Genomic DNA, 12456 nt, shown 5'->3' with positions numbered 1-12456 from the left:
GTGAAAATACTTCATAGTTAAATATATATATCACCTCCCGACAGTATAGGGTATGCCGAAGGGTAACGACTGGCGGAGTTACGAAACTAGTCGGCGAGACGTCCTCAAATACAGCGCCGCAGGCGGTGCAGCGGCAGTCGCGGGATGTCTCGGTGGTGGTGAGAGCGAGAGTACGGATCGATTCCGAGTGTTCGACCCGGAGACGAGCGGCACGCTCCCCTCGGAGCGTCACTGTAACCCGTGGAACCCGACGCAACGCGGGACGTGGCATCCAGGCGCGCTGATCTTCGATCGGCCCGTGGTGTACAGTCCGTCGGAGGACTCGGTGTATCCGCTGATCGCGACCGAGTGGGTGATGCCCGACGAGACGACCCTCGAGTTCACGTTCAGCGACGAGTGGACCTGGCACGACGGCGATCAGGTCGTCGCCGACGACTGGGTCATGCAGTTGCAGATGGCGCTCGCGATCATGGACTACCAGTCGGAGGACGGCGAGCGGCCCCACCAGTTCATCGAGTCCGCCGAGGCCGTCGACGAACAGACCGCGCGGGTCAGCCTCTACGATCCGCTGTCGACGACGGTCGCGGTCCAGAACGTCGTCGCGGACCTCGTCGGCGACGAGAGCCGCGGCATCTTCACCAAGCACACCGACGACCAGTGGACTGAGTGGCACAGGCGGCTTCAGGAGACCGACGACGGCGAGATGGACGCCCTCCTGGAAGAGCTCACGACGGAGAAATATCCGCGGCTCGAAGACGCGGTCGGAAACGGACCGTTCCAGGTCTCTGACGTCGGGGACAACATCATGGTCTTCGAGAAGTACGAGGATCACCCGAACGCCGACAACATCAACTTCAGCGAGTACTCGCTCCACCTCTACGAGAACAACAACCCGACCCAGCCGTACGCGAACGACGAAATCGACGCCACGCACACGCAGTTCCCGGTCGAGGACGACGTCAAACAGCAACTCCCCGACGAGCACACGCTCATCAAGCAGAGCTTCTCGACGAACAAACTGCTGACCTTCAACTGCGGGTACGACGTCGACTACGACACGCCCCTCGCGAGCGCGAACGTCCGCAAGGCGATCTGTCACGTCTTCGATCGCCAGCAGGTCGTCCAGTTGCTCGAGGGCGTCAACCGCATGTTCGACTGGCCGCCGTGTCGCGTCCCGGGGAACGTATTGGAAAACGAGTCTCACAAGGCGGCGGAGTGGGTTCAGGACTTCACCAAGTACGGGCAAAACGACACCGAACGCGCCGCGGAACTCCTCGAACGAGAAGGCTTCGAGCGCGACGATAACGGCGAGTGGCTGACGCCGGACGGCGAGCGGTTCGAGATCGACATCATGAACGGGACCGAGCGAAAGGACATCGGCGTGCTCAAAAAGAACCTGAACGACTTCGGCATCGCGACGAACCAAGAGCAGGTCGACGACGCGACGTTCGACGAGCGCCGCCAGTCCGGCGAGTACGACATGATGCCCGACGGGTCGTCCGCCAACGGCATCAGGGCGCTCTGGGCGCTTGACCTCGTTCCGAACTGGGTGCAGTCGATCACCCACTTCGAGCCCGAAGCGGAGATCCCGATGCCCGTCGGCGATCCGGACGGCTCCGGCGGAACGAAGACGATCAACATCGAGGAGCACATCCGTCAGTGGCAGGTCACCGGCGACGACGAGTACCACCGAGAGCTGATGTGGTGGTGGAACCAGACGCTCCCGCAGATGGAGGCGATGTTCCAGCCGGACGCCGGCGCCTACAACGCCGCCAACTGGAACCTCGACGCGTCCGACGGCATCATCGACGGCACCGAGGACGCGCTGTACCTCATTCCGAAGATGGACGAGGCGACGATCGAGTACACCGGCAACTGACGCGGCGCCACTCGCCGAGTTCCGGATCCGCGAACGAAGATTTAAGAGCGCTTCTGAGAACCGTTTCGTATGGGATTCCTCAAAGCCGCTTCGCAGCTCGTTCTCGGGGTGAGTATTCTGTTTTTGTTACTGCTGGGTTTCTCGTTTCTCTACCTCGAGCCGGGATCCGGCCCGTACGTCGTGGCAGTGCTAACGCTCGTTCCGATCGTCCTCTCGCTGGGCGCCAGTATCGTGATTCTCTACACCGGGTGGGATCCGTTCTGATCCGCGCCGGCTCCCGTCACCCCTGCCGAATCGACGTTCTGCAGGACTGCTCGGCCGATCGCATCCGTTATGGCACCGGAAGTCGGGCGTTTTCGCACCGACGACGCGATCGTGTCCGTCTCCGTATATGTCCGCGGTCAATGGGAAACCTTGATTACGGCTCATTCTGAAAGAATAGTCATTCAGTATGCTAACGATAGACTGGCGTATCAGGCGATTAGGCCAAGCAGTGTTCACGGTGTGGGCCGTCCTCACCCTGTCCTTCGCGTTAATACGCCTGATGCCGGGAAACATCATGGGCGCGATGATCACCCGAATGGCACAGCAGGGGATCAATCCGGTGAGAGCTCGCGAACTCGTCGAACTCCGCATGACGATCGATCCGGACAAGCCGATTCACATCGCGTACGTCAACTACCTCGCGAATACGCTGCAGGGGGATTTAGGGGAATCGGTGACCTACGCTAAGCCGGTCACGAAGGTTCTCGCGGAGGCGATGCCGTGGACCCTCTTCGTTCTGAGTTGGGCGGTCTTCATCAGCTTCTTTATCGGAATCGCCGTCGGCGCGCTGATGGCCTACTGGGAAGGCGGAAAGCTGGACGTCGGCCTGACGTCCTACGCCGTCTTGATGGGATCGATCCCGTTCTACGTGCTCGCGATTCTCCTGTTGATCTTCCTCTCGTACCGACTGGGCTGGTTCCCGAGCGGCGGCCGGCAACCGACCGGCGTCGACCCCGGGTTCAATCTCCCCTACATCAGCGGCATCGTCGCCCACGCGTCGTTACCGGTGCTGTCCATGCTCGTCGCCTCCGGCGTCGCCTCTCTGGGAATGCGCGGCAACAGTATCCGGGTCCTCGGCGAGGATTACCTCCGCGTCGCCCGCCTTCGAGGCCTGTCGGACATCACGATCTCCACCCAGTACGTCGCCCGCAACGCCGTTCTGCCGATGTACACGACGCTGCTGATCAGTATCGGCGAGATGTTCGGCGGTTCGGTCGTCTTGGAGCACGTGTTCCAGTACCACGGGCTCGGCTGGTACATGTTATCGGCCACGCACCAACGCGACTACCCGCTCATGATGGGCGGCTTCATGGTCATCACGCTGGCGCTCGTCACCGCACTCCTGCTGGCCGATCTGACCTACGGCTACGTCGACCCGCGGGCACGGAGGGCACAATGACTCGAAACGACGATCGAGACCCCGCGGCGGATGACCCGCATGCGGATCTCGAGAGCGCGGTTGGCGACGATCGAGACGAAGCGCTAGAAACCGACGGCGGCGCCGTCAGCACGCCGTTCGAGGTCGTCTCGGAGTACGAGGAGACGAGGCGCGACCGGTACCGGAAACTGTACGACGCGTACGTCTACGCACCGGTCGCCATCGTCTGGCGCGACTGGCGGGCCCGAATCGGGTTCACGATCGTGGTGCTGTACGTGCTGATGGGGACCGTCGGCACGCTGATCGTCGAACCGACGGGCGTAACCGAAGGACCGGCGCTGGTCGCGCCGTTCGAAACCTTGGAGTACCCGCTCGGAACGGACGCGCTCGGGCGCGACCTGTTCGCCCAGACCGTCCACTCGACGTCCACGATCCTCAAGATGGTCGCCTCGGGCGCCGTGTTCACCGTCGGTATCGGAACCACCGTCGGCGCCATCGCCGGCTACAAGGGCGGTATGACCGACACCGTGCTGAGTTCGATCACCGACGTGTTCATCAACATCCCCGGATTCCCGCTCGTGATGGTGCTGGGGCTCATGTTCTCCGACGTGATCCTCGGCAACCCGTACGCGGTCGGGTTGTTGCTCAGCATCGCGGCGTGGGGCGGACTCGCTCGGGCGATTCGGTCCCAGATGCTCACGCTCCGCAGGGAGTCGTTCGTCGAAGCGTCACAAGCGATGGGGATTCCGACGCGCACGATCGTCTTCAAGGAGATCGTTCCCCACCTGATGCCGTTCGTGGTGATCAACCTCACGAACTCCGGCCGGAAGGTCATCTTCGAGGCGGTCGCCCTGTACTACCTCGGCATCCTGCCGTTCGAGAACCTCAACTGGGGGAACATCCTGCAACTCGCCTACGAGGGGAACGCGCACGCCCGACCCGACGCGCTCCACTGGTTCCTCGTTCCCATGTTCGCGATCGTGTTCATCTCGGTCGGGCTGACCCTGCTGGGCCAGTCGCTGGATCGCGTGTTTAACCCCCGCGTTCGGGCGCGACACGAGAAGACGAGCGCCGACACCGCGGGCGCCGACGACGACGAACCAAGTACGACCGACACGATGGGAGGTATCTAACCATGACCGTTTCCGAAACCGGCTACAAACACGACACGACCGTAGACGATCCGATCCTGGAGATCCGGAACACGTCCGTCACGTTCGACATGGAGCGCGGCGAATCCCGCGTCCTCGACGACGTCGACCTGGACATCCAGCGAAACGAGATCCTCGGCGTCGTCGGCGAGAGCGGCAGCGGCAAGTCCATGCTCGCGTCGGCCCTGCTCGACGCGATCGTCGACCCGGGCATCCTCCACGGGGACATCACGTACCGGCCTCCCGACGGAGAGCCGATCGACATCCTCAATCTCGACAAACAGGGGCTCAAGGAGCTCCGCTGGGAGGAAATTTCGATGGTGTTTCAGGGGGCGATGAGCTCGTTCAATCCCGTCCGAAAGATCCGCACCCACTTCGTCGAGACGCTCGACGCCCACGACTACGACATCGATGAGGGCATGGAGCGAGCAAAGGACATTCTCGCGGACCTGTACCTGGATCCCGAGCGCGTCCTCGACTCCTATCCCCACGAACTCTCCGGCGGGATGAAACAGCGGGCGCTGATCGCCTTGAGTCTGGTGTTGGAGCCGGAGGTGCTCGTCATGGACGAGCCGACGGCGGCGCTCGACCTGCTGATGCAGCGGTCGATCATCTCGCTGATCCAGGATGTCAAAGAGGAGTACGACCTGACGATCGTCTTCATCACGCACGACCTGCCGCTGGTCGCGGACATCGCGGACCGGATCGGCGTGCTGTACGCCTTCGAGTTCGTCGAACTCGGCCCGACGGACGAGATCCTCGAGGACGCCGCCCACCCGTACACGCGGTTGCTCTTGAAGTCCACGCCGAACCTTCAGGCGCCGATCGAAACGATGCAGCCGGTCGAGGGAAGCGCGCCGGACCCGGTGAACGTCCCGGCGGGCTGTTCGTTCCACCCGCGGTGTCCGCTCGCGGACGGCGAGTGTCGCGACGTCGATCCCGGACCGTACGAGGTACACGGGAGCCACCACGTCCACTGCCACCACTGGGGGGACGCGCGCGCGAAGATTCCGATGACGCACGACCTCGACGAGCTGGCGGGAGGCGACGGGCCGGCGATGACCGATCCCGGAATGACCCCCTCGCGGTCCGCGTCGGCCGAGCCGGTCGTCTCGCTCGACGACGTCGAAGTACACTTCGAGAAGGAGAAGGGGTTCCTCGACATGTTCGCCGACCCCGAGGTCGTCGAGGCCGTCGACGGCGTCTCGCTCGACATCTACGAGAAGGACGTGGTCGTGCTCGTCGGCGAGTCCGGCTGCGGCAAGACGACGCTCGGCAAGACGACGGTCGGCCTCCAGAAGCCGACCGGCGGGAGCGTCACGTACCGCGGTCACGACATCTGGGACGTCAAAGCGGGCGCCGATGACGGAAGCTCGTGGGGCGAGATCCGCCGATCGCTCCAGATCGTCCACCAGGATCCGGGCAGCGCGCTGAATCCGCACCGTCGAGTCAAGGCGAGCCTCGAAGCGCCGCTCAAGCGCTGGAACGACGAACTCGACGGAAACGACAGGCGACAGCGCATCCTGAGCCTGCTCGAGCACGTCGGGATGTCGCCGGCGGAAGACTACATCGAGCGCTACCCCCACCAGCTCTCGGGCGGCGAGCAACAGCGCGTCGCGATCATCCGGGCGATGCTGATGAACCCCGACGTGATCATGGCCGACGAGCCGGTCAGCGCGCTGGACGTCTCGCTGCGCGTCGAGATGATGGACCTCCTGATCCAGCTTCAGGACACGTTCGACACGTCGTACCTGTTCGTCTCTCACGATCTCTCGAACGCCAGGTACATCGCCGAGAAGACCGGTGGACGGATCGGCGTCGTCTATCTGGGTCGTCTCGTCGAGATCGGACCGCCGGAACAGATCATCCACGACCCACAACACCCCTACACGCAGGCGCTGTGCTGGGCGACGCCGGAGCTGGGCGCTGACAACGACGACGAGTCGCCGATCCGGAAGATCGACATTCCAGACCCGACGAACCCGCCGAGCGGCTGTCGCTATCACACGCGCTGTGCCAAGGCGAGGGAGGTCTGTCGAGCCCAGGATCCGTCCTCGTTCGACGTCCCCGACGGCGAGTTACACGAAGCCGCCTGTTTCCGCGTCGACGACGACCACGAGTACTGGAACAGCGCGTCGATTACGATGGACGACGACCCGATCGCAACGCAAAGCGATTGAGCCGTCTCGAACCCGTCTGCGCACCCCGCCCCCTCACGCCGATCGGCCGGCGGAGTGGCGTCTCGAATCCGTCGATCGCTCTGCCGTCGGGTCGGCGGTCCGAGTCGCGCGATCGCGTCGCGGCTCTGGTCGCCGGGGGTGACTCGTTCAGCAGGGATAATCGAACAGTACGCAGCGGTGATACGAATCGGAAGGGCGCGTTCACGCCATCCGATGGACTTATACCTCATTGGATATATGTGGAATCTATGCCATTGTCAGCCGAGCAGGTACGGACCCGTCTCCGCGGTGTTGCTGTCGGTCTCCTGACGCCGTTCGACGACGACCTCGAAATCGAACACGAGAAGATCGCGGAAAACGCACAGGAGCTATACAGCGCAGGGGTTCGAACGTTCTTGGCGACCGCCAACATCAGCGAGTACCACTCGCTCGCCACCAACGAACGCATCGACGTCGCCGAGACGAGCGTCGATGCGCTTCCATCGGACGCTTGCGTCCTCGCCGGCGTCGGCGGAAGCACGGACGATGCGCGGAATCTGATCCACGCGTACGATCGCATCGGCGTCGACGCGATGATGATCATGCCGCCCGATCACACCTACATCCACGAACAGGGACTGCTTGAGTACTACCGGAGTCTCTCCTCGGCGACGGACACGCCGCTCGTTCCCTACGTCCGCGGATTCGACCCGTCCATCGAGTATCTCGCCAGCCTCACCCGCGTCGAGGGAGTCGTCGGGATCAAGTACGCGCTGAAAGATCCGGTGAAGCTCGGCGCGGGCGTCGCCGCCGGCAGCGACGACGTCGTCTGGGTCGACGGTCTCGCGGAACCGTTTGCCGTCTCCTTCTGGGCCGAGGGCGCGGAGGGCTTCTCCGCGGGCGTCAGTAATTTCCGACCCGAGATCGGCCTCGAACTGTTCGACGCGCTCTCCGACGGCGACTGGGACCGCGCCCGCGAACTCCGGAACATCTGCCTTCCCTACCAGAACTTCCGGGACGAGACCGGACAAGGAAACGAGATCGAGGGCGCGATCAGCGTTTCGGCGGTCAAGAAGGGGCTCGAACTCGCCGGCCTCAACGGCGGAAACGTTCGGGAACCGATCCGACCGCTGGCGTCCGAAGAGGAGCGGAAAGCCGAGGAACTCTACAGCCAACTCGAAGACGACATCGACTCCCTCATCGACTGATCCGTACTCGCAGGCCGAACGGCGACAGAAGCACTACCCCGTTCGTGAGCCACAATTTTGGCAGAGAACCTCGATTCGGGAGCGGACGGTGCGGCGGCAGTCGACGATAACTCGATCGCAACGACCCGCGAGAACTGGTCGAACGGCCGTCGCTTGCAGCCGAACTCGATCGGCAGATCGCGCGTCCGATCGCCGATCGTTGGTTCCCCTATCGGGAACCACAATTGCGCCGATGCACCTTAGTAGCCGTCGGAATCCGAGATCGGGTCCGCAGTACTTCCGCGAATCCCATCGGGAGGGCAACGGGGAAGCGGCCGACACTGGCTATGCATCGCGATGATGCGACGATCGGTGCCGCTCCGTCCGCACGCCGTCGGACGAGCAGCGCCGCCAATCCGGGGCGGATCGGATCGCAATCTGCTATTCACTCCTGGGGAACGAGGGAGTACGGTCCTCGGAGCCGTCGAAAACCGCGGCTTCGGCTGAGCTTCGGTCCCAGCGTGACCGATCGCTAGCGAGACGAACGGCTCCCGATCGCGGGATTCGGCGAACTTTATTACATTCGTACCGATGTAATCGTTCGCGCTGTGTGAACCACCCGCACCGATCGGCGGTCCGAACCTCGGAACGGGAGCGAGCGTCGGACCTTGATACGCGAGCCGAACGGGACATCGTAATCGCGTGAATTTATGGGTCTCCGCCGCGCCAGTCAGAACTCAGGACATGGCTCCGACAGACGACGGCCCGCCGAGACGATCCGGTAGCGACCACCTGTACGACGCCCTCGTCGACGCCGGAATCGACCTCCTCGTCGGCATCCCCGGAACGCAAACGCTCCCGCTCGATCGGACCGTCGATCGCCGGGACGACGTTCGATACGTAATGGCGCGCCACGAGACGGCGATCCCGCACATCGCGTGGGGATACTACGAAGCCGGCGGCGGCGTGGCCGCGACGCTCACCGTCCCCGGGCCCGGCGACACGAACGCGATGCACGGGTTGAAAAACGCGCTCGACGACCGCGTCCCGTTGATCCACGTCGCCGCGGAGGCCGATCCGGACGACAGGGGGAAGGGGCCGATCCACGAGATCGAGCCCGAAACGTTCGATACCGTCGTCAAAGCGAACCACTCGATCGAGCGCCCGGCCGAGTTCCACCGGCTGGTTCGTTCGGGGATCGAAACCGCGCTGACGCCGCCGTACGGGCCGGTCAGGCTGGGCGTTCCGAAGTCCCTCCTCGACGCCGAGTTTCGTTCGCCGCCGGTGACGATCGAGCCGCCGACGAGCCGGTTCGACGGCGACGCCGAATACCGAGCCGCGACGCGCGCGCTCGCCGGCGCCGAGCGGCCGCTCGTCTACCTCGGCGTCGGCGCCCGTCGATCGGGCGATCCGGAGGCGATCCGCGACCTCGTCGAGACGCTCAACGCTCCCATCGTCGCGTCCTACAAGGGGAAAGGGATCTTCCCGGAGGACGATCCACGCTGGCTCGGGGTCACGGGGAGTCACCTCCCGGCGGGCGCGAGACGGGCCCTCGAAGCGGCCGACGTCGTTCTCGCGCTCGGAACTCGGTTCGACGGCGTCACCACCGCCGACTGGTCGCTCCCCTTCGGCGAGACGCTCGTCCACGTCACCCTCGACGCGAGCCGAATTAACGCGTCCTACGAGGCCGACGTTCCGATCGTCGCGAACGTCGCCGACGCGGTCGACCGCTTGCACCGTCGCCTCCGGTCCGAACCTCGCCCCGATACCGCCTGGGACGGGGCGGTCGTCGGCGATCGCGTTCGGCGGGAGTACGACGATCGCCTCCGTGCCCGCGGGCTCCTCGAGGACGAGACACCGATCGCGACGGCCGGCGCGCTTCGGACGCTCCGGGATGCGTTACCGGCGGAAACGGTCGTAACGACCGACATCGGCGGCTTCCGGCTCTGGGCCAAACAGACCTTCGAGACGTACGAACCCGAGACGTACGTCACCGCCGGCTCGTGGGCGGGAATGGGTGTCGGGATCCCCGCCGCGATCGGCGCGAGCCTCGCGTCGCCGGATCGGCCGGTCGTCGCGCTGACGGGCGACGGCGGCGCCATGATGTGTCTGCAGGAGCTCCACACGGCGGTCGAACACGAGATCGACGTGATCGCGATCGTCTTCAACAATCAGGACTACGGGATCATCAGCAAGTCCCCGGAGATCGATCGGTACGCCGAGGGGCATCGGTTCGACTGGTCGTCGCCCGAGTTCGCAACCGTCGCGGGGGGCTTCGGCTGTCGGGGCGAGACGGTACGAACGCTTGCGGGTCTCGCGGACGCGATCGACATCGCGGTGGCGCGCGCGGACGGCCCCGAACTGATCGACGTTCGCATCGATCCGGACGAGCCGACGGCCCCCTCCGCCGGGGACTACGATACCGACGTCTCGTTCTAGGTCGTGCGCTGTTCGCCGCTCGCGAAAGGCGACGTCTCGCGAATCGGCGCAATCGGATACCCGACGGTTCCCGGCACAGTTATCAGATTTCAATATTGCCAATACATTGGAAAGTTCGCACCGAACGGGGGCAATCTCCCGGCTAGAACTGAGCGGACAAACGCAGAATCACAGTCGAGGATCCACTCCGATCGTCTCGCGCCGCGATCGGCGAATTTGCAATTCGACTCGGCGATCGGTGCTACTGTTGCTGTCCACCTGCTTGTCCGAAACGGACGATCCACCCCTATCAAATCACATCCAACGCGGATTAGCAATTACCGACATGCTTCTCAGCGAGCGAGAACGGAGCGCGACGGCGTTGCATTCTGTTACGATTCCGTGCCCGAATTCAAAGCTGTACGTCCCGCCGCGAGTTTCGATTCCGACGCGAAAAGCGCGGTACTCGGAACGCTGCTGAATATATAGTTTAGACATCATATTCATATACTTATCAACTATCCACTATTGGAGAAACGGCCCGGAAACCGTTGTAGTGTTCTATCAAAGCTAAACCTGAATCCAGTTCCGTCCAAGGGACGATATTCCTCCCGGCACCGATCGCGCCGATCACGTTCCATGCGAACGGACTCTCACCTTGCGTCGAGGTCCAGGGGTGGTAGTGGTCGGAGATCATCGCGTACTCGAATGCCGACCGATCGGCGAGGGTGGCGTACTCGACGAGGTCGTTCGGACCGTGCTCGTCGCGGATGAGTTTGTAGCCGAGTTCGGTCACGTGTAGAACGCGCGACCACGGTCGGATCCTTAGCGTGTGCCCTTACAATCGCGACACATCGTGGAGCCGTTGTATCGAGACCTCGGCACGCGACTCCGCAAGCGGGTAGTCCGACGACTTTGCGGGCGATCGCCGGTCACGAGCGCACGTCGCCGGCTCCAGTGGGTGCTGGTGGGACGGATCTTCGGCACCTTCGCGGCGGGCATCGACGCGCATCCGGCTTCAGCGTCGAGCTCGACGGTGCTGATCCGGATCGACGAAACGGATATCGTCTACTGTCGCGTTACGTAGTGTGTGAGCAATAATCGCGCGGACGAACCAGCCGGAAAACTCGTCGTGGGAACGTTTCTGACGCTCGACGGCGTGATGCAGGCGCCCGGCGGCCCCGACGAGGACCGCGACGGTGGATTCGAACAGGGCGGGTGGTCGGTCAATTACTGGGACGAGCGGATGGGTGCGGTTATGGACGACCAGTTCGCCGAGGCCGACGCGCTGTTGCTCGGCCGGAAGACGTACGAGATCTTCGCCGCACACTGGCCTAACGTCGAGACGGAGGACGATCCCGTGGCGGCGAAATTAAATAGCATGCCCAAATACGTCGCCTCCAGGACCCTCGACGAGGTTGAGTGGAACAACTCGACGTTGCTCTCTGGAACCGTCGAGGAAGCCGTCGCGGATCTCAAGAGCGATCGCAGGGACGTGATCTCCGTGCAGGGAAGCCACGACCTGATTCAGACGCTGCTCGCGCACGATCTCGTCGACGAGTTCTGGCTGTGGATCTTCCCCCTGGTCGTCGGGGACGGAAAGCGGTTGTTCGGCGATGGGACGATTCCCGCGGCCCTCGAGCTGACGGATGCCGAAACGTCGAGCACTGGGGTCCAAATGCTTCGATACGATCGAGCGGGGGAGATCGAGTACGACTCGTTCGCGTTGGACGATGCGGCGGAGTGAATCCCGGTGTTTTCGCGGCTCAGTGTATCGATCGTTGTTCTTCGTTACGAGACTAATGCTGAACGCGGTGTTACGTATAAGTGATGTAGAGAGCAGACAGGATCTGCCTATCGATTTAGAAGGCGGTCAACTGTTGTCCCGAACACCGCTAATAAAACAAGGGTCACTGCAACTTGACCCAGCGTACCGAGTGTGAGGAGGTCAGTTGCAATTACACCGAAAAGGACGGCAACGGCGGCTGTGATTGAAGCAATCCAAGTTGGGAGGGTGCCCGAGAATGTAACGGTATCCATGGTTGATTCTCGGATGCGAGTTTGTCGTGACGAGGATTATATCTTCTGGGTGGACGGATGGTGCGACAACAGGAATGATATGTGCGCATCTCTATATACCGATCGTCGTCCTCTATCACGTGCTGGTGCGAGTGAATGGTGTGTCCGTACAGGCGAAAGGCAGGGGAGGGGTGATCGACCACTACGAAAGTTCTATCTC

Annotated in this window: 8 protein-coding genes and 1 pseudogene; 8 read left to right on the top strand and 1 reads right to left on the bottom strand. The window is 63.1% G+C overall.

Annotated features, from left to right (window positions below):
* The first annotated feature begins 52 nt into the window (after nucleotides 1–52).
* The 7 genes from MUH00_RS21065 to MUH00_RS21035 all read left to right on the top strand — a co-directional run bounded on the left by MUH00_RS21065 (nucleotide 53) and on the right by MUH00_RS21035 (nucleotide 10238).
* Nucleotides 53–1879 carry an ABC transporter substrate-binding protein gene (locus MUH00_RS21065; RefSeq protein ID WP_247004241.1) on the top strand — a complete coding sequence of 609 codons (1827 nt, stop codon included), beginning with the start codon at nucleotides 53–55 and terminating at the stop codon, nucleotides 1877–1879.
* A 69-nt stretch (nucleotides 1880–1948) separates the two neighbouring features.
* Nucleotides 1949–2143 (top strand): hypothetical protein, encoded by a 195-nt coding sequence (locus MUH00_RS21060; RefSeq protein ID WP_247004240.1) that lies wholly within the window; start codon nucleotides 1949–1951, stop codon nucleotides 2141–2143.
* Nucleotides 2144–2330: 187 nt separating this feature from the next.
* Nucleotides 2331–3323 carry an ABC transporter permease gene (locus MUH00_RS21055; RefSeq protein ID WP_247004239.1) on the top strand — a complete coding sequence of 331 codons (993 nt, stop codon included), beginning with the start codon at nucleotides 2331–2333 and terminating at the stop codon, nucleotides 3321–3323.
* Complete coding sequence (locus MUH00_RS21050) at nucleotides 3320–4435, top strand: ABC transporter permease (RefSeq protein WP_247004238.1); 1116 nt, start codon at nucleotides 3320–3322, stop codon at nucleotides 4433–4435. Before MUH00_RS21055 ends, MUH00_RS21050 begins: the two co-directional genes overlap by 4 nt.
* A 2-nt stretch (nucleotides 4436–4437) precedes the next feature.
* Nucleotides 4438–6633, top strand: coding sequence for an ABC transporter ATP-binding protein (locus MUH00_RS21045; protein ID WP_247004237.1), 2196 nt, complete (start codon nucleotides 4438–4440; stop codon nucleotides 6631–6633).
* A 248-nt stretch (nucleotides 6634–6881) separates the two neighbouring features.
* A complete protein-coding gene (locus MUH00_RS21040) occupies nucleotides 6882–7820 on the top strand; it encodes a dihydrodipicolinate synthase family protein (RefSeq protein WP_247004236.1) in 939 nt (312 codons plus the stop codon).
* Between the two features lie 723 nt (nucleotides 7821–8543).
* A complete protein-coding gene (locus MUH00_RS21035; protein WP_247004235.1) occupies nucleotides 8544–10238 on the top strand; it encodes a thiamine pyrophosphate-binding protein in 1695 nt (564 codons plus the stop codon).
* Nucleotides 10239–10836: 598 nt separating this feature from the next.
* On the opposite strand, the pseudogene MUH00_RS21030 reads toward MUH00_RS21035, so the two are convergent.
* Nucleotides 10837–11013: pseudogene (locus MUH00_RS21030) on the bottom strand (TIGR03557 family F420-dependent LLM class oxidoreductase); the annotation flags it as partial.
* 366 nt (nucleotides 11014–11379) lie between these two features.
* On the opposite strand from MUH00_RS21030, the gene MUH00_RS21025 reads away from it, so the two are divergent.
* Nucleotides 11380–11964: a dihydrofolate reductase family protein gene (locus MUH00_RS21025; RefSeq protein WP_247004734.1), complete on the top strand. Its 585-nt coding sequence runs from the start codon at nucleotides 11380–11382 to the stop codon at nucleotides 11962–11964.
* The last annotated feature ends 492 nt before the right edge of the window (nucleotides 11965–12456 follow it).

It is taken from the genome of Halosolutus gelatinilyticus (genome assembly GCF_023028105.1).
In the GTDB taxonomy this organism is placed as follows: Archaea; Halobacteriota; Halobacteria; order Halobacteriales; family Natrialbaceae; genus Halosolutus; species Halosolutus gelatinilyticus.
This window is presented reverse-complemented; position numbering and strand designations above follow the sequence as displayed.